The organism is Pseudohongiella nitratireducens (assembly GCF_001642735.1).
In the GTDB taxonomy this organism is placed as follows: domain Bacteria; phylum Pseudomonadota; class Gammaproteobacteria; order Pseudomonadales; family Pseudohongiellaceae; genus Pseudohongiella; species Pseudohongiella nitratireducens.
Genome location: NZ_LWHM01000001.1, coordinates 258,838 through 279,068, shown reverse-complemented (window position 1 = coordinate 279,068; position 20,231 = coordinate 258,838). Strand labels below are relative to the sequence as shown.

Genomic DNA, 20,231 nt, shown 5'->3' with positions numbered 1-20,231 from the left:
ATGCGTGACTATTTTCTGCGGCGATTGCTGCTGATTCCGCCGACATTGATTGGTGTGACCATTATTGTGTTTCTCATCACCCGTCTGGTGCCCGGTGGCCCGCTCGAGCGGGCCATCATGGAATCGCAGCAGATGAGCATTTCCGGCGGCGGTGCTTCCCAGGTGGGGCAGGGCATGGCACTGTCACAAGCTCAACTGGACCGACTGAAAGAATATTACGGATTCGATAAACCGGTGCTGGTCAGCTATTTCGACTGGATGGGCAAGGTGCTACAAGGCGATCTTGGCACATCCTATCGCTACAACCAGCCCGTTACAGACGTTATCAGTTCCCGCTTTCCCATCTCTTTATATTACGGCCTTATCACTCTCTTTATCACTTATGCGGTCTGTATCCCGCTTGGTGTACTCAAAGCCATCAAGCACCGGACAGTCGTTGATAACGTCACCTCGATACTGATATTTACCGGTTATGCCATCCCCGGGTATGCACTGGGGTCATTACTGCTGCTATATTTTTCAGTGAAGCTCGAATGGTTCCCGATGGGCGGCTTTGTCAGCATGCAGTTCGCTGAAAAGGATTTTATGGGCAAGGTCGCTGATCTGGCGCAACATTCGATACTGCCACTGATCTGTTATCTGGTAGGCAGTTTTGCCCTGGTCACGCTGCTGCTGAAAAACCACCTGATGGATAACCTGGCTGCTGACTACATCAGAACCGCTATTGCCAAAGGTGTGTCGTTCCGCAAAGCGGTGACTAACCATGCGTTACGTAATTCCATGATTCCGATTGCCACCACCTTCGGACAAAATATCACTTTGCTGGTGACCGGCTCCTTCCTGATTGAAACCATTTTTGATATTGACGGGTTTGGCTTGCTGGGCCTCAATGCCATTCTTGATCGTGATTACCCGGTGGTGATGGGCATTGTCCTGTTGGCGAGTCTGTTGCTGCTGATAGGCAATATTATTTCAGACATCCTTGTCGCGCTGGTTGACCCGCGCATCCGGTTTAACTAGGCAGATCTCATGTTCAGGCTAACTCCAGAAACCCTAAAAAAACTGAACCGCTTCCGCGAGATCAAGCGTGGCTACTACAGTCTGCTGATTCTGGGTTTTCTGTTCTTGCTGTTTGTGATTGGTGAGCTGCTGATTAACAACCGCGCCCTGATCGTCAGTTATGAAGGTGAGCTGTACTTTCCCACTTACGGCGAGTTTCACCCAGGCACTGATTTTGGGCAATCTTACACCTATGAGACAAACTACCGTGAACTCAAAGAAGCCTTTGCCGAGGCGGATGAGGGTAATTGGGTGTTACTGCCACTGGTACCTTACGGCCCTAATGAAAACCACTCTACCTCAGGTGTGTTTCGCCCGGAGCCTCCCTCTTTAGAGTATCGGCACTATCTTGGCACCGATACCACCAGTCGGGATATTCTGGCGCGCCTGTTCTATGGGACGCGTACCGCCATGTTCTTTGCCATTGCCTTCACTGTTGCGGTGTACGGCGTGGGTATCGCGATCGGGGCGGCGATGGGCTATCTGGGTGGCACGTTTGATTTGCTGTTCCAGCGTGTGATTGAGATCTGGAGCAATATTCCCTTCCTTTACATGGTCATTATTATATTCTCGGTGGTGCCGGCGACATTTGCGGTGGGAACGAGAATCATGATTCTGCTGGTGGTCATGGTCATGTTTTCCTGGACCACGATGACATACTACATGCGCACCGAGACCTATAAGCAGAAGGTCAGGGATTATGTGGCATCGGCTCGTGTAATCGGCGCCTCCGATGCGCGTATTGTGTTCAAGCATATTCTGCCTAACGTGCTGGCCACGCTGGTGACGTTTATGCCGTTTACGGTCATTTCTGCGATTACTGCCGTGACCGCGCTGGATTTTCTGGGCTTTGGTCTGCCGCCGCCCACGGCGAGTCTGGGTGAACTGTTGAAGCAAGGGACCAGCAACCTGCGTACAGCGCCCTGGATTGTGACGGCGGCATTCAGCACGCTGGTTATTGTGCTGACATTAGTGACGTTTATTGGTGAAGCGATCCGTGAGTCGTTTGATCCCAAGAAATTTACGGTATACAAATAATCGGTATAGAGGGGTTTATTATGTTCGGGCAGCTAAACAGGAATCTACGCAATACATTTGCCGTTGTCCTGGCAGCCGGGTTACTGGTTGCCTGTGGTGGCGGTAGTGAGGAAGAGGTCAGTACGCGTGATATTACTCAGGAAGTGAATGATTACTACGCTGCTCACCCGGAACTGTTTCAGTTCAAAACCCCGGCTGACCTGCCCGCAGACCTGAACTGGGAAAATGGCATGGAGCTGCCTGATCTTGGTTCGCCGGAGGCTACCAAAGGCGGGACGGAATATAGCTATGTTCAGGATTTTCCGCGAACTCTTCGTTATGTAGGGCCTGATTCCAATGGAGCGTTTCGCGGGTATTTATTAGATAATGTGAGGCTACCATTGGCCAGCGCCCACCCTGATCGAGATTTCGAATTCTTTCCAGGAATCGCGTCAGAGTGGGCTGTTGATCAGGATTCGGCAACGGTTTATGCAAGGTTAGACCCCGATGCGCGCTGGTCAGATGGTGAGCCAGTAACTGCTGATGATTTCTTCTTCACCTTCTTTTTCTATTTATCGGATTACATCGTTGAGCCTTGGTATAACAACTACTATTCCACCACGTTCAATAAAATTACCAAATACGATGACCACACCATTTCGGTCACCATGAATACAGCTAAGCCGGATTTTTTTCACCACATCTTGGACCTGCGCCCGGAGCCTCAGCATTTCTACAAGGATTTAGATCATGATTTTATTGAAAGGTATCAATGGGAATTTGTGCCGACGACAGGAGCATATGTTGTTCGTGATGAAGATATTATTCAGGGGCGATCAATTGCTTTAACTCGTCAAACAGATTGGTGGGCAAAAGATAAAAAATTCTATCGCAACCGCTTTAACGTTGACCGTATTGTATTCAGTGTGATTCGGGATCCCAATAATGCATTTGAAGCTTTCAAACGAGGAGATGTTGATAAGTTTGGCTTGAACACTTCAGAGTATTGGTACGAAAAATTGCCAGATAATGACCCGGATGTGCAGAATGGATATATCCACAAGGAAGTCTTCTATAACCAGCGACCTCGACCCAATATCGGCCTATGGATCAATACCTCACAACCACTTTTGGATAACCAACATGTGCGAGAGGGAATTCAGTACGCATCAAATTTTGATCTGGTAATCGAGCAGTTTTTCCGTGATGACTATGCGCGAATGAATACAGCCAGCGATGGTTATGGTGAATTTTCTCATCCCACCATTGAGGCGAGACCATTTGATATCGACCAGGCATTGGAACATTTTGCCGTGGCAGGTTTCACCGAGCGTGGTCCGGATGGCATTTTGGTCAATGAGCAAGGGCAGCGCCTGGCGTTTACTATCACTACCGGTTATCCGTCATTAGCCGACATACTGACTATTTTGCGTGAAGAAGCCTTAAAAGCTGGACTCGAGTTCCGTATTGAAGTTCTGGATCAGACAGCGTCATGGAAGAAAGCACAGGAAAAGCAACATGAGATCGCACTGGTCGGACTAGGCGTGGGCGTGGAAATGTATCCACGTTTTTGGGACACCATGCACTCTGATAATGCCTACGACGATGCCTTCCTGGAAGACGGGTCAGTCAACCTGGAACGTGAAGTGAAGGTCCAGACCAATAACATGGAGATGGTTGCAATCCATGAAATGGACCAGATCATTGATCGCTACACGCAGTCCAGTGATCGTGATGCGATGGTTGAAATGTCGCATCAGATGCTGCAAATTCATCACGACCATGCCTCATTTGTGCCAGGGTACGTCCAAGATTTTTACCGTATGGGGCACTGGCGCTGGGTTCGTTACCCTGATTTCTTCAACCACCGTGTTGGAGATGCCAATACGGTGTACTTCCTGCACTGGATTGATACAGACATGAAAGAAGCGACTCTGGAAGCGCGTGAGAACGGTGAAACCTTTGAGCCGGTGATTAACGTACATGATCAATGGCGTGAGCAGTAAGGAAGTTTGATGCAGGACGCCATTCTGGAAGTTGATGACCTGGTCGTTGAGTTTGATACCGACGAGGGACGGGTGCGTGCACTGGACGGTGTGGGTTTTTCCGTTAAGGCGGGTGAAACCGTCGGTGTTGTCGGTGAATCAGGGTGCGGCAAGAGTGTGACGGCGCAGTCTATTATGCGCCTGCTGCCGCAACCCATGGGGCAAATTGTTGGCGGCGCTATCCGCTTTCACGGACAGGATCTGGCATCACTGTCCCTGGAGGAAATGCGCCGTATTCGTGGGGCACGCATTGGAATGGTGTTCCAGGAGCCGATGACGGCCCTGAACCCGGTGCACACGATCGGGCGGCAACTGACTGAAGTGATTCTGTTGCACAAGAAAGTCAGCAAGCAGGAAGCTTTGCAAAAAGCCGTCGCCATTCTGGATCGCGTCGGCATCCCGTCGCCAGATATACGGATGGGGGAATACCCACATCAGCTCTCTGGTGGCATGCGACAGCGAGTCGTTATCGCCATGGCGCTGGTATGTGAGCCTGATTTGTTGATTGCTGATGAGCCCACGACGGCACTGGATGTCACTATCCAGGCGCAAATCCTGGAGCTGATTCAAGAGTTGCAGCAAGACATGGGTATGGCCGTGATGCTGATTACGCATGATCTCGGGGTGATTGCCGAAACCTGTCAGAACGTGGTGGTCATGTACGCCGGACGGGTCGCAGAAAGAGGAACGGTGTACGATATTTTTGATAAACCTTCTCACCCTTACACCCAGGGCCTGCTTGCGTCCATCCCACGATTGGACACCACGCCCAAATCACGACTGACGATTATCCCGGGCATGGTGCCCGGGTTGAGAGACCTGCCCCCGGGATGCCGGTTCGAGAACCGCTGTCCTTTTAGTGATGAAGCCTGCTGTGTCCAGACTCCGGTGGAAGAGGCAGTCTCAGGTCAGCATACCGTAGCCTGCCTGCACTGGAAGGCGTTGTCACCGGCTCAGCCAGGTGGTGTGATATGACACCGTTACTGGAGGTCAATGACTTGAAAATGCACTTTCCGGTCAGGGAAGGGCTGTTTCTGCGTGCCAGCAAATTCAATCGTGCTGTCGATGGAGTGAACCTGCATGTCGCGCCGGGCGAGACGTTAGGTCTGGTGGGTGAATCCGGCTGCGGAAAATCGACACTGGGTCGCTGTATCACGCGCCTGTATCAGCCCACCAGTGGTGAAATCAAGTTTCGCGACCAGGATATCAGCCGCATGCGCAATCGGGATTTGCTGCCCTTGCGTCGCGATATCCAGATGATTTTCCAGGACCCGCTTGAATCGTTAAACGCTCGTCACACAGTCGGTGAGATACTCGAAGAACCGTTGATTATCCACAAGATGGGGAACCGACAGGAACGTCAAAAACGGGTAGCGGAGTTGTTGAATCAGGTCGGATTGCCGGCCCGCTCAGTGACTCGGTATCCGTTTGAATTTTCTGGCGGCCAGCGGCAACGCATTGGTATTGCCCGAGCCATAGCGCTGAAGCCGAGTCTGATTGTCTGTGATGAACCGGTTTCTGCGCTGGATGTGTCAATACAGAGCCAAATTCTCAACCTGTTGGTAGAGTTGCAGCAGGAATTGAACCTGGCCTATTTGTTCATCGCGCACGACCTGGCCGTGGTAAAGCATATCTCTGACCGAATCGCGATCATGTATTTGGGCAGGATTGTTGAGAGCGGGCCGGGGGAGGCGCTTTATCGCAACCCGCAGCATCCGTATACACAGTCGTTGATTTCGGCGATCCCGGTCCCGGATCCGCATCAGAAGAGTCAGCGAATTTTATTGAAAGGCGATGTGCCCTCGCCGATCAATCCGCCTTCAGGCTGCCGGTTTCATACCCGCTGCCCGAGAGCGACCCAGATCTGCAAAGAGCAGGAGCCGGTATTGACCGCGCAGCCGGAAACGGGAGGGCTGGTGACGGCCTGCCACCATGCCGGACCTGCCTGATTTTGGGGCATAATGCCAGGATACGTGCCGGAAAATCGTCAATGTGGAGTTTTATGCATTCGATGAATGGATGAATGCTTACGATGGGTTGTTTTCAGCCCGCTATCTGTTTTAAGATGGGAAACCGATACCGAGGAAGAATAAGATTATGAAGTCCCTGCAATACGTTTCCAGGACCCGGTTCATTGGGCCTGCGGTAGCTGCAGCAGCCGTCACTTTTGCTGCCATCAGTGCGCCTTTGAGTGCACAGACCACACAAGAACAATTTAACCAGGCGAATACTTCGCTGGAAGCATTGATGCTGACTAACCAGCAGCTACGTGATCGTATTGCTCGCCAGGAGCAGCTGATCCAGGATATGGCTGCATCGATTGAGCACGCCACGTTACTGACTGATCATGAAAACTCGCCGTTTCACGAGTTGGCTGAGCGCATGATGTCCAGCATTGAGCAGTTTGTTGAAGACGATCTGCCATTTGAGCTGGAAGACCGTCGTGCCGAGCTGGATCGTATTCGCGGCCTGGTCGACAATCCGGAAGCCTCCGCTGCACAGAAAATCAGCATGCTGATCGCCCTGTATCAGGCTGAGAATGGCTACGGTCGTACGCTGGAAACCTACGAAACTACCATGGAAGTTGCTGGTGTTGAGCAGGAAGTGACAGTGACGCGCATCGGTCGCATCATGCTGGCGTATCAGACATCTGACCGCAGCGTGACAGCCGTCTACGACAAAGAGCAGGATCAGTGGGTAGAATTGTCTCCCGGTGAATTCCGTTCCTCAGTGACACGCGCCCAGAATGTAGCCAATGGCTCACTGGCACCTGAACTGATGAACATCCCAATCCCGGCACCTGAGCCAGCTCAGTAACTCCCAGATTCAGGTATCGCAGACGGGCTGCTTTTCTCTAACTACCACATCGTTGGCGGTTAAAGAAAAGCAGCCCGTTTTTGTTTCCACTTTTCAGAAACCCCCACTTTCAGCAGGTGATCGAGAGCCGTCCCTTGAGGCAGTCAGATCGAGGAAGAGACGTTCGAAAACGCGCAGTTTACGATCAGTAAATGAGCAGTTTGAGAACGTCTCTGACGAAGAGCTGGCAACGCAGGTAGCTCCGGATAAAGAACTCAGCCTTTGCCGCGCATTCTGTTGGGCCCCTTCAACGAATCCTTCTCAATATAAGCAATAATCGCCCCGGCAATATCCTTGCCCGTTGCCCGCTCGATTCCTTCCAGTCCTGGTGAAGAGTTCACTTCCAGCACCAACGGACCATGATTGGAGCGAATAATGTCGACGCCAGCCACATCCAGCCCCATGACCTGGGCCGCTTTTGTTGCAAGTTTGCGTTCGTCAGGGCGAAGCCGAATCAGCTCTGCGGTACCACCCCGGTGAAGGTTGGAGCGATATTCGCCAGCAGCTGCTTTGCGTTCCATTGCCGCAACTACGCGGCCACCGACAACAAAACAGCGGATATCAGAGCCTGAGGCTTCTTTGATAAATTCCTGTACCAGGAAGTCGGCTTCCAGGCCGCGAAACGCATTAATCAGACTTTCAGCCGCTTTCTTGGTTTCAGCCAGAACAACTCCATTGCCTTGCGTGCTTTTCAGGACTTTAACTAATAGCGGGGCGCCGCCAACTGACTGAATCAGGTCAGATGTGGCATTAGCGGAATGAGCATAACTGGTCACTGGCTGGCCAATGCCTTTTCTGGCCAGCAACTGGTGAGCTCTCAGTTTGTCTCGTGAGCGTGTAATGGCGATGGATTCGTTAATAGAGTAGGTGCCGCCGACTTCAAACTGTCTGAGTACCGCCGTACCGTATTGCGTCACGCTGGCGCCAATACGAGGGATGACGGCATCAAATTCAACAGCCTCTGCCTCACGCTTGCCTTTGTAGAAAACAGTGCGGTTATTGGCGGTGATGTTCATGAAACATTTGAGAACATCAATGACACGGGCTTCATGACCTCTAGCCTCGGCAGCTTCTACAAGCCGTCGTGTTGAGTAAAGCCTGGAATTTCGGGATAAAACGCCAATTCTCATGTAGATCCGCCTGTTTCATTGAAATGACAGATGTCTGCCTTGCCAGCTGCCCGGGACTTGGCGACAATGACTGCCTTAAGGATTAATTAAACGCACAGCATAACCTCTGAGGGTATCGCTTGGCGAATGGATAATAATAATCACAGGCTGAAAATTGACACATTCTTCAGCAACGTATTTGACTTATAGATAGAGGTTGACTGTGACGAGCAGGAGCACAGAGGCGAAAGAAAGAGTGGATCGGATAGCGATCATCATTCCAGCCTTGAACGAAGGTCGCTCAATTGCTGAGAACTTACAGACGATTCGCTCACATGTGGTCTCTGTGAGTGATTGTCAGGTGAGTCTGTTGGTGGTTGATGATGGCTCCAGTGATAATACCGCTGAACAGGTCCTTGCGTATCGTAAGGATGACCCCGATGTTTATCTGCTTTGTCTAAACCGGCATTTCGGCAAGGAGGCGGCGATATCGGCAGGGTTGCGTGCAGTACCGGATTTCGATGCTGTGATTGTGATGGACAGTGATTTACAGCACCCGCCAGCTTTACTGGAAGAAATGATTGCTCAGTGGCGTGGTGGCAGTGCCGTGGTAGAAGCGGTCAAGTTATCGCGGGGTTCCGAGTCGGCGGTAAAAGGAAGCCTGGTAAAAGTATATTACCGACTGTTTAGCTACTTGACTGAAATCGATATTTCCGGGGATACGGATTATAAACTGCTGGATCGTGAAGTGGTGCTGTCAGTGAATGCACTGCCTGAGCATGGTCGTTTTTTTCGAGGTTTGATCAAGTGGATGGGATACCCGACTACCTCTATTTCCTTTGATGTACCCGCCTCGACCCGGCAAAGGTCAAATTGGGGAAGCAGTGCATTGTTTAAATATGCGTTATCGTCGATTACGTCATTTACGGCATTTCCCTTACAGCTTGTTTCACTGATGGGAATATTGACGTTCATCATCAGTGTGGTTTTTGGATTTATGGCGTTATCTGACAAGTTATCCGGGCAGGCAGTGGATGGATTCACGACTGTCATTCTGCTTTTGCTGATCATTGGTAGTGTGTTGATGTTCAGTGTTGGATTGATAGGTGCCTATATTGGTCGCATTTACGATGAAGTGAAGCGCCGACCCAATTTTGTTACTGATAACAAACGCAGCGTTTTGCCTGAGGATAATGAATGATGCCTTTAATGTGGCTGCCTACGTTACTTCATGCATTGCTGATGGCCGTCATTCTGGCAGCTTCGCATGCCACGCTGAAATGGGTGGCAGAGCGCCAGTATGATAACTACTGGCAACTGCTTCTCAATGAATGGAAAGGCATTTTGCTGGCGCTTAGCGCCTATGGTTTTATATTTTTTTACTATGTTTTTGTATTGCGCAGTGCTGCCGTTTCATTGCTCTATCCGGTTTATACCGGCTTGTCAGTATTGTTCGTTGTCATGCTGGGGCGCTGGGTATTTGGTGAATCCGTCGGCAGCACGCAATGGCTTGGCGCAGCCTTTCTATTAATAGGGATAGTCCTGATAAGCACTAATCGCTAGCCTGTTGGGTTGACCCTTATGACACCTCTCTTGGTGGCTCTTGCGGCGATCAGGTGTATATAACAATAATGTGAGTGCTGGAGTATTCATGGAGTTAAAACTGGGGAAGCTAAAAATCCAGATTAACTGGTTGGTGCTGCTGTGTTTTATGTCCAGTATGGGAATGTTTATCAGCCTCGCTGCCTGGCAGCTTGATCGGGCAGAGCAAAAACAAATGCTCGCAGATGCCTTGGAAAACCGTTCGGCGTTGCCAGCGGTTCCATTTGACGATGCGGCAGACCACCCTTTGTTTGGTGACCAGTTTCCTGTAACGCTGACAGGGCGTTTCGAAAACAGTATTCCTTTCCTCAAGACATTTCAGTTTTTCCGTGGACAGGCTGGCCTGGAAGTCGTGACACCTTTCAGGCGGCAAGACGGCTCACTTGTTCTGGTCAGTCGCGGCTGGGTTGCTACAGCTAACAATGGTGGTGAGCCGGACATTCCTGTCGTTGAGGGTGATAAAACCATCGTCGCGAAAGTGTATGTGCCCCAGCAGGATATCCCGCCTGCGCAAATCAGTGATAACAGCTGGCCGGTTACAGTGAGTCGTTTGAATGTTGCCCAGGCTGAACGCCTGCTTGGGGAGCCTTTATACCCATACGTTCTCAGGCTGGAAGAAAGGCAGCCAGGCGTGTTATCCAGGCATTGGTCTGCGCCGAGGATATCTATCCGGACGCATATTGGTTACGCGATACAGTGGGCACTGATTGCTGTGGTTGTTGCGCTGGCTGCGCTTTTGCTGTCGAGTAATGCTTTGGCACTGTGGCGCAGCCGCCACAGTGCCTGAACAGAAAAGTTATCGTTGTACAGCGACAATCTGAAGTTCGACACGGCGGTTCATGGCACGTCCTTGTTCTGTGTCGTTGCTGGCGATTGGCTGGTCTGGGCCGACACCCTGAGTGATCAGCCGGCTTTGATCAATCCCTGCGCCAGCCAGGTAATTGGCAACGCTGGTAGCTCGACGGTTAGACAGGTTGTAATTGTAGTCACGTGCCCCTGTTGAATCTGTGTGACCTGTTACGGTCAGGCGAGTGTCAGTGAACTTGTATAGCACCTGTGCCACTGAATCCAGCACCGGGTAAAAATTCTGCCGAATACTGTATTCGTTGGTGTTGAAAGTCACGTTGCCCGGCATGATCAACTCGAGCTGGTCACCATTGCGTTGTACCTGGACTCCGGTACCTTGAAGTTCCTGGCGAAGTTCGGCTTCCTGCACATCCATGTAAGCCCCGACGCCTGCGCCGATAGCACCACAACCCAGTGCGGCATTGCGAGCATGCTGGCTGTTTTCTGTCGCACCGATCAGGCCGCAGACAACACCACCAATGGCACCATAAGTGGCTGCGCGGCTGGTTTGTTGTTCACCTGTATAGGGGTTGATTGTCGTACATGCCGCGGTCAGTAACATTGCCGCGGCCAGTGAAGATGTTTTAGCCAATTGTTTCATACCCGTTCTCCTTTCAGTATGACTTTGCTCACCAGGTCAGCTTAACCTAAATGGTAGTTCTTTGCTTTATGTTGATTCTAAACGTTTAGCACGAGCATTCATTCCATGTAAAAACTGTGTCACATTAACGTGCTTCAATGGTACAAGCCGTAGACACAGTGTTGTCTGCTCAAGTAGTAACCATTTTAAGGATACACCCGTTATGTCATCACGCCCCTTCCCTGAAGATGCCTTATCTAGTCATTACGATGCAAATCAGCAGTCAGATTTGTCCGATAGTGAACAGGATGCAAGTCTGCGCTTAAGCCGCCGCCGGTTAATTAAAAGCGGTGCCGCAGCAGCACTGGGGGCTTCCTCACTGGCAAATGCGCTGGTCAGTCTGGCAGCCAACAATGCCCAGGGAAGTATGCAGTCACGGCTGATGGATAGCCCCTATGGCCCAATTCGCCCGGTAGCTGATGAAGTCACAGGTCTTGAGTTGCTGCAGTTGCCCGAAGGATTTAAATACGCGACTTTTTCATGGACTGGAGATGCCATGGTGGATGCTTACCCTGCGCCGCCAGGACACGACGGCATGGGCGTGGTGGCTGTCGATGGGGACGATATCATTCTGGTTCGCAACCATGAGCTGTCTCGTGGCGGACTGATTGTCGCTGACGCTTGCTATGAATCAGGCGAACGCGAGGATGGTACCCAGGCATCCGGAGGCAACACCAATCTGTATTTTTCCCGCAGTCAGAAGCGTCTGCGCGAAACACGTGCGAGCCTGTCAGGCACCATGGTGAATTGCTCTGGCGGCGTCACCCCCTGGGGCACATGGCTGAGCTGTGAGGAAACCGTTTACGATGGCACCTCACACGGTGGTCGCAAGCACGGTTATGTGTTTGAAGTGACCGCAGATGCCAGCTCTACCAGTGGTGTTCCGATTACCGACATGGGGCGTTTTGAGCACGAAGCAGTCGCCGTAGACCCAGCTAACAGTTATGTCTACCTGACCGAAGATAACCGTAATCACTCTCCTGTTTATCGCTTCATACCAAATGATGACAGCCAGCAAACAGGTGCATTGGAAAAAGGCGGGCGCTTGCAGGCTGCCCGCATTATTGGCCAGGATAACGCCGACTTGCTCGCCCCTGCATTAGGTGATCGATATCAGGTTGAATGGGTTGATATTGATCAGCCTGACAGCCCGCCGGTAGACGATGCCAGCGGCCCTTATCTGCAAGCCAGAGCTAAAGGTGCATTGAGCATCAGTCGTGGTGAGGGAATCGTTTACTCAGAAGGCATGATTTATATCGTAGACACCTCTGCTGGTGTCAATGAGGACGGTGTGCCTGGTCAGGGCAACGGCGCTATCTGGATGCTGAATCCGGTCTCCGGTGAGCTGACCTGCCTGTTTGCTTCGGTGGATTCTGAGGTGGCGAATAATCCGGATAATGTCACGGTCAGCCCGCGTGGTGCGATTGTCACCTGCGAGGACGGTGGCGGTGTAGAAGACTCTTTCGGCTTCGGTGAGCGGATTCTGGGTATTGATCCGACGGGCAATTCCTTTATCTTCGCCAAAAACAATATTCAGATTGACGCTGAACAAATCAAGGCAGCCGGAAAATATATTTCCCCTGGTGATTACCGGAACCGCGAAATTGCCGGTGTCTGTTTTGACCCTGCCGGCGAGTTCCTGTTCTTCAATATCCAGACACCGGGTATTACATTCGCTGTGTGGGGGCCCTGGCAAAAAGGACCATTTTAACCACATGCTTTGAGACGGATCGTCTCAGGCCGGCTGATCTGCGCTGCAAGGTGCTATCAGTCGGCCTGAGTTGAGTCGGCCGGACCAGATTCCTGTTCCTGACTTTCTTCCCTGCGTTTACCCGCCAGAATGCCTGGCAGGGCATAGTTGCCCTCATGGCAGGCATACTCATATATCTGTTCGCCAGGTGGTTGGGCATGAAATACCATTTCTGCTGTCCAGGGTGATTCATACGCCACCGGGTCATCCATGGTGAAGCGGTAGACAATTTCACTGTCTGAAACCATGCGTAAGCTTTCTGTCACGACCAACCCGGGACCAGAGCCAAAGTGAGACTGCTGAGGGTGCAGGTTTCGTGTGGTGAAAACCAGTGTGTCGCCTTCCCAGTGGCCAATGGTGTCGCCCATCCACTTATGGATGGCAGGGTCCTGGTGTTCACTGTTGAGCCGAATAATGCGGGCATCATGCATCATCTCGGCGAGTATCATGACGTAATCATCTGTTTGCACAATCTGGTAATTGTTGTTGTATATCATGGGCATCATTGGTGGGCCGGCGCTGGAATTAGACGTCCTGAAGTCATAGAACAGCAGACAGCGCTCGCCAATTGTCGCCATCTCGGGCCCGAGGAAGGCATCGGCGCCATGCTCGTCCCGCCATTGCTCCATCTTGTTCTGCTCTGGAGCATTCTCACGGTAGGGGATCTGGCCGTCAGGCGGGTCTATGATCAGCGATGTACGGTATTCGCCATCAACCTGAACCACGCCAGTGCCTCTGTCCAGCCAGAATGAATTATAGGCAGCCGCCGTGTTGCCATCACTGGGCGGAGGCCGATCAGGGTCGCTCGGCGCATTGCCTCGCTCAGCTCGGGACTGAGCTCCGTCTTGCATGTCCAACGCTTCCTGATCCGTTAATGCCTGACGCTCGCCATATCGTGCCGGACGCTCTAGCGATGTTTGGGTCGCATTACTCCAGATGCCTTGCAAATCTGGTTTGCCGTCTGAAGTTCTTGGGATTTCACTGCTCTGTGCGGATAAGGCTGTGCTTATTAACAGAAAGGGAAGTGCCAATATTCTTGAGGTGTACATAGCAGTCTGGCTCCGAAGTAACGGCTTTTATTCTTCTGACAACACTATATAAGTCTATATTCGGCTCAGCAAGCTATGCCGACCGGTGTTAAGAAGGCAGTGCAGGTTTTGGCTGGATGTGAAATCAGGGCTGGGGATGATTTTCAGGTAGAATTGTTATTGACAATCATTCCTATTCACATTTAAAATCACATTCGTTCGATAAATAAAGCTGATGCGCTCTTCCCCAACGGCGCAATTATTCAGGAATTACCGCATGTACGTATGCATCTGCCAACAAGTGACTGACCATGATATCCGCGAGTATTGCGAAAGCAATAATGCGAGTCTGTCACAGATGCGTAAAGATCTTGGCCTGGGTAGTGATTGTGGTCGCTGCGCTAAACTTGCCAGGCAGATCATGCATGAGACCATGGATCAGATGATGAGCACTGGCGTCGATATCAAGTCGATTGCTTATGCGGCCTAGCCTATTGCTGTCTGGCGCTCTCTGACCGAAAATCGTAATCGTTTTCATTATCTTTCCTTTGAAATTCAATAGCTTAGCTGTTGGTTTGTCTTGACATGCGTCCCTTGAAGCCTCATCCTTGCCCCAATGAATTTATGAAATGTTTGCGTTGGGGGTAAACAGTATGAAATCCGATAAAACCATGATCAAGCACCTGAATAAGGCGCTGGGCAATGAGTTGATTGCCATTAACCAATACTTTCTCCACTCACGCATGTACAAAGACCGTGGTCTCCTCAAGCTGGCTGATAAAGAGTACGAGGAATCCATCGATGAGATGAAGCATGCAGATCAGCTAATTGAGCGGATTCTGTTCCTGGAAGGGCTGCCTAACCTGCAAAGCCTGGGCAAACTGCTGATTGGTGAACATACCAAAGAAATGCTGGACTGTGACCTGAAACTTGAGCAGCAAGCGATTCCAGATTTGCGAGAAGGCATCAAATACGCAGAATCGATTGATGATTTCGTGAGCCGACAACTACTTGTCTCCATCCTGGAAAGTGAAGAAGAGCACGTAGATTGGCTGGAAACCCAGCTTTCACTGATCGAATCTGTGGGTATCGAGAACTACCATCAATCCATGATGTAAGCTCAACCTTACGGCGCTGGTAGCCAGGATTAACAATCGATATCACAAAGAGAAGGGCTCGACATCATTGTCGGGCCCTTTTCAATTGGCACGCCAGATAAACACTTTTTTCCAGTGAGTATCCAACACACCCAGCAGACATGGCACAAGGTCAGAGCATGACCGTTCCCCGCTGCAGAAGCCAGATCTGAATTCTGGTACCATAAATATCGTTTCAACCACATTGGGAATGCTTCATGTTAACGCTATCGCATCTGTTCTGGGGTGCCGTTTTTGTGTTTTGTATCAGTCACTGGTGGCGATCACGAGATGCAAAAGCCTGGGCGTTGGAGCATGCTTCCCGGCGCTGTGAGCAACTTGGCCTGCAACTGCTCGATCAAAGTATTGTCTTGCGGAAATTGCGCCCTGCCTATTCTGCTGAGGCTGGCATTTGCTGGCGCCGATATTACAGTTTTGAGTTTTCGGCGACCGGGGGCGACCGTTATCCGGGAGAAGTCGAGCTGTCTGGGAACCGTCTGACAGCCATTCATATAGCGCCTCATGTCGTAGAAGATGCTGGCGGTGCCCGGCATTAATGGAATTTCTGTTTAAGCCTGATCTGTTTAACCCTAGAAAGGTATCCTGATGATTTTGAATTCTGTTTTGTTGATGAAGTGCAGTGCCTGGCGCGGCATGGTTTTTTTGGTATTGATGATTTCGCTGGCCGGTTGCCAGTCACTGACAGGTAGCAACACATGGCCAGATGATGTGCCTGAACGGGGCTTCTTTCTTAATGCCTATGAGGTCGATGCTGAGAATCAACAGGAACAGACGCAGCAACAGTATCTGAACTGGATTATCCGTTTTTACCAGGGATCTGACTTGATGAGTACGGGGTGGAATGAACTCACTCCGGCTGTCTTGATGGGAATGTCAGGTGAAACGTTGACGGCGGCTGAGAAGGAAAGCAGTGAACTGGGACTGGCAATTTCCTCTGAATGGGCAAAGGATAACAGTGTACGGGAAATTAATACCGCCATGCTGAGTCTTTGGGGGACGGTTATGCTGTCAGTGGAGCAGCCAGAGGAGCGATTGAGGGCGTTACGCCAGATTGCCAGTGATGTAAATGCCATTATGCGGGGTGAACTGACTGCTGAAGAAATAAGCGATGAGCGTTACATGACCCTGTTGGATTTGCCGGAATTCTTCTAGCAGTGATGCTGCTGATAACAGGTTCTCTGTTAAGAAGGTGAAATGCATGAGTAGTGACAATCAGATTGCCCGGTTGCCACTACAGTGGTATAACTGGCGCGTATTCCCGAATTTAAATAGCAGGTCCTTTTGATGGGACGCCATCTCAGCAAGAAAAGTCAAAAAGTTGACTCGCCGATAATTCAATTTGGCGCTCGTTCCATTATTATTGCCAGCATTTATGCAGTCATATCCGGTTTATGGATTTTCCTGTCTGATCGCCTCCTTTTTGCCATCGTCCGGGACGCCGATGTTGTCGCCCAATTAAGTGTGGTTAAAGGTATATTCTTTGTTTCAGTGACGTCACTGCTGTTACTGGTGATGATGTGGCGTGGCTTTGGCAAGCTTGATAAGGCTGTGAAAGCCCTGCAGCAGTCAGACACAGAGTTAAAGCGCAGCCGGGCCCAACTCTCAGCAGTGATTCAATCGGCTCGTAATGCCATTCTTACCCTGAACGATCACGGGGATATACTCAGTATGAATCCTGCTGCTGAGTCTATGTTTGTCTTAAATTCACTCGATAGTTTAGGCCGTTCAGTTAATGACCTTTTGGTTGAGCCGCTAAATCTGGACCAGTCCGATATTTTGCAGGTAATGGGTAAACGAAGTGACGGCGTTTTTTTTCCGGCAGAGTTGTCATTGGCGCCAGTTCACTGGGAAGGTGCGGTGATGTACGTCGTGATCATCAGGGATGTCAGTGATTGGCAGGAACAACAACGGAAGTTGACGGAGTTAAATGAAGCGTTGGAGACCCGGGTGTCAGAGCGAACCTCGGCGCTGGAGAAAGCATTGATCGATGCTGAGTCGGCAGATCGGGCAAAGTCGACTTTTATGGCGACCATGTCGCACGAGCTAAAAACCCCGTTGAATGCCATTATTGGTTATACCTCTATCTTGTTGCAGGGTATGTCTGGGCCAATAACGGACGTTCAGAAAGAGCAGTTGTCGTTAGTAAAATCCAGTTCCAATCATTTGCTGGAATTGATCAATGATATTCTGGAACTGTCCAGAATTCAGGCGGGTGAGAGCCGGGTTGACCGCGAGGCTTTTAGTTTGAATGCATCGGTGTCCCGTGTGGTCGACTTGATGCAACCTATTGCTCAGCGCAAAGGCATCCATCTTCGTCTGCTGAATGACAGCCAACAAGGGCGTATGTTAAGCAACAAATGCCGGCTCGAGCAGATACTTCTCAATCTTATCAATAATGCCATTAAGTTCACTTATGAAGGCGAGGTGACTGTTGTTGTTGAAGATGCGGGTACAAATCGGGGAAATAATACACCTGCGGGAGAGGTAACTGATGTTATTCGGATCCGTGTTCAAGACACAGGGATCGGTATTCGTGAGCAGGATATGTCGAAGTTGTTTGTACCGTTTAGTCAGATTGACAGTGGTCTTGATCGGGACCATGATGGTTCAGGGCTGGGGTTGTCAATTTGCCTGGGGCTCGCGCAGATTCTGGGCGGTGAAATCAAAGCGAAAAGTGAATGGCAGAAAGGCAGTGAATTTATCGTCACCTTACCAACGATCATGCCCGAACAATGAAATCACTTGAACTGAAACTGCCACCATTGCTGCTGGTGATGCTGGCCCTGTTGCTGATGTACTTTTTGCAGGGGTTCTATCCTCTGGCGTTGTTGCAGTACCGCATTGTCAGTTTGCTCGGCGGGGTCTGCATTCTTGCTGGCATCGGCCTCGTTTTTGTAGCTGCCCGACAAATGCGTCAACATCAGGCTACGCTGGACCCGATGCACCCTATAAACAGTACCGTGCTGTTAAATGCAGGCGTTTTTGCGGTGTCACGCAATCCGATTTATTTAGGAATGGTAATAATATTGCTGGGATCAGCTGTTATTTTTGCTGATATCACAGCATTTTTGGTGGTTCTGCTGTTTGTAAGATATATCACCCGCTACCAGATCGAACCGGAAGAAGCCTGCTTGTTGGAAAAATTTCCAGCAGACTTCGCCGCTTATTGTGAGCAGGTTCGGCGCTGGGTGTAGTCCATGCCACTACTGTCTTAGCCATTACTTTTCCCGGCGAGGCAATACCCAGTCCGGGCGCACAAAATGGCAGGTGTAGCCGCCGGGATATTTCTGCAGATAGTCCTGGTGCTCTGGCTCGGCTTCCCAGAAGTCGCCTGCCGGTTTGACTTCAGTGACGACATTGCCCGGCCATAACCCGGAAGCGTCAACGTCCATGATCGTTTCTTCGGCGACACTCTTTTGATGCTCTGATGTGTAATAAATACCGGAGCGGTAGCTGGTGCCGATATCATTACCCTGGCGGTTGACCGTGGTGGGATCGTGGATCTGGAAAAAAAATTCCAGTATCTGGCGATAGCTGATGATGTCCGGATTGAAGACAATTTCTACTGCTTCGGCATGGGTGCCGTGGTTGCGGTATGTAGCATTTTTGACATCACCGCCGGAGTAGCCGACACGTGTGCTTATGATGCCCGGCTTGTCTCTCAGTAAATGCTGCAAGCCCCAAAAGCAACCGCCGGCAAGAATGGCTGTTTCATGTTGTTCGCTCATAATCTTTATTCTCCCTGCGCAAATAAATGGCTGTAGTCGCCGTATCCTTCCGACTCCAGTTTGTTAACAGGAATGAAACGCAGTGAGGCGGAGTTTATACAGTAGCGCATGCCGCCTTTATCGGCCGGACCATCTGGAAACAGGTGCCCCAGGTGGGAGTCGCCAGTCGATGAGCGAACCTCGGTTCTGGTCATACCATGGCTGTGGTCATGTTTCTCCACAATATTGTCCGCACTGACCGGGCGGGTGAAGCTGGGCCACCCGGTGCCGGAGTCGAACTTGTCAGTGGAGGCAAACAGGGGTTCGCCAGAGACCACATCGACATACAGGCCTGGTTCCTTGTTGTCCCAGTAGGCATTCTGAAACGGGCGCTCTGTCGCATCTTGCTGGGTGACGCGATATTGTTCCTCTGTCAGGCCTGCCACAGCATCCTCGGACTTCTTGTAGCTCATGACATGCTCTCCTGTGATCTCGGTAAATTCATGATTTTCGGTATACGGCCACTAGCATACCAATTAACATCGAAGCGACAAACAGCAAACCCTGTGCTGAGCCGGTCAGGACGTTGACCAGTGCCGGGCCCGGGCAGAATCCGCCTATACCCCAGCCAACCCCGAAAATGATTGCACCGCTGATCAGTTTCCGGTCCAGCGAGGTAGACGCAGGCAGTGTGAACTTGTCAGAGAAGAGGGGTTTTCCCTGTCGTTTTCGTAAGATGGGGAAACCGGCTCCGAAGGTGACCACGGCGCCAAGCATGACAAAAGCAAGCCCGGGATCCCAGTTACCGGCCAGGTCGAGAAAAGCAATCACATTTGCCGGATTGCTCATTCCGGATATCACCAGGCCAACCCCGAATAACAGACCGGTAAAAAATGGCAGAATCAGACTCATGATCATGCTCCCCAGACCAGTCGCAATAAAGTGGCGGTCAGCATGGCGGTCGCCAGAAAGGTCAGTGTGGCAACCAGGGAGCGTCTGGATAAGCGTGAAACGCCGCAGACACCATGGCCAGAGGTACAACCATTGCCATACACCGTGCCAAAACCAACCAGTAACCCTGCCAGTATCAGGGTCGGTGCGCTGACGTCTGTCACCACCTGCATCTGGACTCGTGAACTGAACTGAAGTACGAGAGGAGTGACGATCAGGCCGGCCAAAAAGCTGACCCGCCAGTCAATGTCACCGGCTACTGGTTTCAATAACCGGCTGGTGATGCCGGAAATGCCCATGATTCGTCCATGAGAGGACATCAACATGAGTGCGGCGGCACCGATCATGACACCGCCCAGCAGTGACGGCAGGAGTGAAGAATATGTAAAACTCTCATTCATGGTTATGCTCTCTATATTATTGAATTAGTTGTAATTAAAACAATTTTCTGACAGCTTTCTGTT

At 50.9% G+C, this 20,231-nt stretch carries 23 protein-coding genes; 16 read left to right on the top strand and 7 right to left on the bottom strand.

The features are described from left to right. The 6 genes from PSCS_RS01200 (at nt 1) to PSCS_RS01175 (ending at nt 6,938) form a co-directional block, all read left to right on the top strand. Nucleotides 1–1,020, top strand: a complete 1,020-nt coding sequence (locus PSCS_RS01200; RefSeq protein WP_068809951.1) for an ABC transporter permease — start codon at nt 1–3, stop codon at nt 1,018–1,020. 9 nt (nt 1,021–1,029) lie between these two features. Continuing rightward, nucleotides 1,030–2,097: an ABC transporter permease gene (locus PSCS_RS01195; RefSeq protein WP_068809950.1), complete on the top strand. Its 1,068-nt coding sequence runs from the start codon at nt 1,030–1,032 to the stop codon at nt 2,095–2,097. Between the two features lie 20 nt (nt 2,098–2,117). Beyond that, on the top strand, nt 2,118–4,082 hold the full coding sequence (locus tag PSCS_RS01190) for an extracellular solute-binding protein (protein ID WP_068809949.1): 1,965 nt from the start codon (nt 2,118–2,120) through the stop codon (nt 4,080–4,082). A 9-nt stretch (nt 4,083–4,091) separates the two neighbouring features. Next, on the top strand, nt 4,092–5,096 hold the full coding sequence (locus tag PSCS_RS01185) for an ABC transporter ATP-binding protein (protein ID WP_068809948.1): 1,005 nt from the start codon (nt 4,092–4,094) through the stop codon (nt 5,094–5,096). After that, nucleotides 5,093–6,070 carry an ABC transporter ATP-binding protein gene (locus PSCS_RS01180; protein ID WP_068809947.1) on the top strand — a complete coding sequence of 326 codons (978 nt, stop codon included), beginning with the start codon at nt 5,093–5,095 and terminating at the stop codon, nt 6,068–6,070. Before PSCS_RS01185 ends, PSCS_RS01180 begins: the two co-directional genes overlap by 4 nt. A gap of 148 nt (nt 6,071–6,218) precedes the next feature. Further along, complete coding sequence (locus PSCS_RS01175) at nt 6,219–6,938, top strand: DUF3450 family protein (RefSeq protein WP_068809946.1); 720 nt, start codon at nt 6,219–6,221, stop codon at nt 6,936–6,938. A gap of 254 nt (nt 6,939–7,192) precedes the next feature. Here PSCS_RS01175 and rimK read toward each other — a convergent pair whose 3' ends face one another. Next, on the bottom strand, nt 7,193–8,107 hold the full coding sequence (gene rimK, locus PSCS_RS01170; RefSeq protein ID WP_068809945.1) for a 30S ribosomal protein S6--L-glutamate ligase: 915 nt from the start codon (nt 8,105–8,107) through the stop codon (nt 7,193–7,195). 202 nt (nt 8,108–8,309) lie between these two features. Between rimK and PSCS_RS01165 the strand changes: the two genes are divergently transcribed. The 3 genes from PSCS_RS01165 (at nt 8,310) to PSCS_RS01155 (ending at nt 10,475) form a co-directional block, all read left to right on the top strand. Next, nucleotides 8,310–9,287: a glycosyltransferase family 2 protein gene (locus PSCS_RS01165; RefSeq protein WP_157885581.1), complete on the top strand. Its 978-nt coding sequence runs from the start codon at nt 8,310–8,312 to the stop codon at nt 9,285–9,287. Then, on the top strand, nt 9,284–9,649 hold the full coding sequence (locus tag PSCS_RS01160) for an EamA family transporter (RefSeq protein ID WP_068809943.1): 366 nt from the start codon (nt 9,284–9,286) through the stop codon (nt 9,647–9,649). The genes PSCS_RS01165 and PSCS_RS01160 overlap by 4 nt, the downstream gene beginning before the upstream one ends. An 88-nt stretch (nt 9,650–9,737) precedes the next feature. Beyond that, nucleotides 9,738–10,475 carry an SURF1 family protein gene (locus PSCS_RS01155; protein WP_068809942.1) on the top strand — a complete coding sequence of 246 codons (738 nt, stop codon included), beginning with the start codon at nt 9,738–9,740 and terminating at the stop codon, nt 10,473–10,475. A 9-nt stretch (nt 10,476–10,484) separates the two neighbouring features. On the opposite strand, the gene PSCS_RS01150 is transcribed toward PSCS_RS01155, so the two are convergent. Beyond that, a complete protein-coding gene (locus tag PSCS_RS01150; RefSeq protein WP_068809941.1) occupies nt 10,485–11,135 on the bottom strand; it encodes an OmpA family protein in 651 nt (216 codons plus the stop codon). A gap of 202 nt (nt 11,136–11,337) precedes the next feature. On the opposite strand from PSCS_RS01150, the gene PSCS_RS01145 reads away from it, so the two are divergent. After that, nucleotides 11,338–12,885, top strand: coding sequence for an alkaline phosphatase PhoX (locus PSCS_RS01145; protein ID WP_082866681.1), 1,548 nt, complete (start codon nt 11,338–11,340; stop codon nt 12,883–12,885). Between the two features lie 56 nt (nt 12,886–12,941). Here the strand turns inward: PSCS_RS01145 and PSCS_RS01140 are convergent, their stop codons facing one another. Next, nucleotides 12,942–13,973, bottom strand: a complete 1,032-nt coding sequence (locus PSCS_RS01140; RefSeq protein WP_157885580.1) for a hypothetical protein — start codon at nt 13,971–13,973, stop codon at nt 12,942–12,944. A 256-nt stretch (nt 13,974–14,229) separates the two neighbouring features. On the opposite strand from PSCS_RS01140, the gene PSCS_RS01135 reads away from it, so the two are divergent. From PSCS_RS01135 to PSCS_RS01110, 6 genes are all read left to right on the top strand, one after another. Then, complete coding sequence (locus tag PSCS_RS01135) at nt 14,230–14,442, top strand: (2Fe-2S)-binding protein (protein ID WP_068809939.1); 213 nt, start codon at nt 14,230–14,232, stop codon at nt 14,440–14,442. A 163-nt stretch (nt 14,443–14,605) separates the two neighbouring features. Then, on the top strand, nt 14,606–15,070 hold the full coding sequence (gene bfr, locus PSCS_RS01130) for a bacterioferritin (protein ID WP_068810018.1): 465 nt from the start codon (nt 14,606–14,608) through the stop codon (nt 15,068–15,070). 236 nt (nt 15,071–15,306) lie between these two features. Next, complete coding sequence (locus tag PSCS_RS01125) at nt 15,307–15,645, top strand: DUF3301 domain-containing protein (protein ID WP_068809938.1); 339 nt, start codon at nt 15,307–15,309, stop codon at nt 15,643–15,645. A 49-nt stretch (nt 15,646–15,694) separates the two neighbouring features. After that, nucleotides 15,695–16,261: a hypothetical protein gene (locus PSCS_RS01120; RefSeq protein ID WP_068809937.1), complete on the top strand. Its 567-nt coding sequence runs from the start codon at nt 15,695–15,697 to the stop codon at nt 16,259–16,261. Nucleotides 16,262–16,393: 132 nt separating this feature from the next. Next, on the top strand, nt 16,394–17,845 hold the full coding sequence (locus PSCS_RS01115) for a PAS domain-containing sensor histidine kinase (RefSeq protein WP_068809936.1): 1,452 nt from the start codon (nt 16,394–16,396) through the stop codon (nt 17,843–17,845). A 35-nt stretch (nt 17,846–17,880) separates the two neighbouring features. After that, on the top strand, nt 17,881–18,303 hold the full coding sequence (locus PSCS_RS01110; protein WP_229694603.1) for a methyltransferase family protein: 423 nt from the start codon (nt 17,881–17,883) through the stop codon (nt 18,301–18,303). A 24-nt stretch (nt 18,304–18,327) separates the two neighbouring features. Here the strand turns inward: PSCS_RS01110 and msrA are convergent, their stop codons facing one another. Genes msrA through PSCS_RS01090 form a run of 4 tightly spaced genes read right to left on the bottom strand, consistent with a single transcriptional unit; the run spans nt 18,328 to nt 20,168 of the window. Next, nucleotides 18,328–18,837: a peptide-methionine (S)-S-oxide reductase MsrA gene (gene msrA, locus PSCS_RS01105; protein WP_068809934.1), complete on the bottom strand. Its 510-nt coding sequence runs from the start codon at nt 18,835–18,837 to the stop codon at nt 18,328–18,330. Between the two features lie 5 nt (nt 18,838–18,842). Beyond that, complete coding sequence (msrB, locus tag PSCS_RS01100) at nt 18,843–19,289, bottom strand: peptide-methionine (R)-S-oxide reductase MsrB (RefSeq protein ID WP_068809933.1); 447 nt, start codon at nt 19,287–19,289, stop codon at nt 18,843–18,845. Between the two features lie 28 nt (nt 19,290–19,317). Beyond that, nucleotides 19,318–19,728, bottom strand: a complete 411-nt coding sequence (locus tag PSCS_RS01095; RefSeq protein ID WP_068810017.1) for a DUF6691 family protein — start codon at nt 19,726–19,728, stop codon at nt 19,318–19,320. A gap of 2 nt (nt 19,729–19,730) precedes the next feature. Next, complete coding sequence (locus tag PSCS_RS01090; RefSeq protein WP_068809932.1) at nt 19,731–20,168, bottom strand: YeeE/YedE family protein; 438 nt, start codon at nt 20,166–20,168, stop codon at nt 19,731–19,733. Between the last annotated feature and the right edge of the window lie 63 nt (nt 20,169–20,231).

What these genes read in the sequence shown, in the direction of transcription:
- PSCS_RS01200 (WP_068809951.1), top strand. Translation starts at nt 1, where the DNA reads ATGCGTGACTATTTTCTGCGGCGATTGCTGCTGATTCCGCCGACATTG.
- PSCS_RS01195 (WP_068809950.1), top strand. Translation starts at nt 1,030, where the DNA reads ATGTTCAGGCTAACTCCAGAAACCCTAAAAAAACTGAACCGCTTCCGC.
- PSCS_RS01190 (WP_068809949.1), top strand. Translation starts at nt 2,118, where the DNA reads ATGTTCGGGCAGCTAAACAGGAATCTACGCAATACATTTGCCGTTGTC.
- PSCS_RS01185 (WP_068809948.1), top strand. Translation starts at nt 4,092, where the DNA reads ATGCAGGACGCCATTCTGGAAGTTGATGACCTGGTCGTTGAGTTTGAT.
- PSCS_RS01180 (WP_068809947.1), top strand. Translation starts at nt 5,093, where the DNA reads ATGACACCGTTACTGGAGGTCAATGACTTGAAAATGCACTTTCCGGTC.
- PSCS_RS01175 (WP_068809946.1), top strand. Translation starts at nt 6,219, where the DNA reads ATGAAGTCCCTGCAATACGTTTCCAGGACCCGGTTCATTGGGCCTGCG.
- rimK (WP_068809945.1), bottom strand. Translation starts at nt 8,107, where the DNA reads ATGAGAATTGGCGTTTTATCCCGAAATTCCAGGCTTTACTCAACACGA.
- PSCS_RS01160 (WP_068809943.1), top strand. Translation starts at nt 9,284, where the DNA reads ATGATGCCTTTAATGTGGCTGCCTACGTTACTTCATGCATTGCTGATG.
- PSCS_RS01155 (WP_068809942.1), top strand. Translation starts at nt 9,738, where the DNA reads ATGGAGTTAAAACTGGGGAAGCTAAAAATCCAGATTAACTGGTTGGTG.
- PSCS_RS01150 (WP_068809941.1), bottom strand. Translation starts at nt 11,135, where the DNA reads ATGAAACAATTGGCTAAAACATCTTCACTGGCCGCGGCAATGTTACTG.
- PSCS_RS01145 (WP_082866681.1), top strand. Translation starts at nt 11,338, where the DNA reads ATGTCATCACGCCCCTTCCCTGAAGATGCCTTATCTAGTCATTACGAT.
- PSCS_RS01140 (WP_157885580.1), bottom strand. Translation starts at nt 13,973, where the DNA reads ATGTACACCTCAAGAATATTGGCACTTCCCTTTCTGTTAATAAGCACA.
- PSCS_RS01135 (WP_068809939.1), top strand. Translation starts at nt 14,230, where the DNA reads ATGTACGTATGCATCTGCCAACAAGTGACTGACCATGATATCCGCGAG.
- bfr (WP_068810018.1), top strand. Translation starts at nt 14,606, where the DNA reads ATGAAATCCGATAAAACCATGATCAAGCACCTGAATAAGGCGCTGGGC.
- PSCS_RS01125 (WP_068809938.1), top strand. Translation starts at nt 15,307, where the DNA reads ATGTTAACGCTATCGCATCTGTTCTGGGGTGCCGTTTTTGTGTTTTGT.
- PSCS_RS01120 (WP_068809937.1), top strand. Translation starts at nt 15,695, where the DNA reads ATGATTTTGAATTCTGTTTTGTTGATGAAGTGCAGTGCCTGGCGCGGC.
- PSCS_RS01115 (WP_068809936.1), top strand. Translation starts at nt 16,394, where the DNA reads ATGGGACGCCATCTCAGCAAGAAAAGTCAAAAAGTTGACTCGCCGATA.
- msrA (WP_068809934.1), bottom strand. Translation starts at nt 18,837, where the DNA reads ATGAGCGAACAACATGAAACAGCCATTCTTGCCGGCGGTTGCTTTTGG.
- msrB (WP_068809933.1), bottom strand. Translation starts at nt 19,289, where the DNA reads ATGAGCTACAAGAAGTCCGAGGATGCTGTGGCAGGCCTGACAGAGGAA.
- PSCS_RS01095 (WP_068810017.1), bottom strand. Translation starts at nt 19,728, where the DNA reads ATGAGTCTGATTCTGCCATTTTTTACCGGTCTGTTATTCGGGGTTGGC.
- PSCS_RS01090 (WP_068809932.1), bottom strand. Translation starts at nt 20,168, where the DNA reads ATGAATGAGAGTTTTACATATTCTTCACTCCTGCCGTCACTGCTGGGC.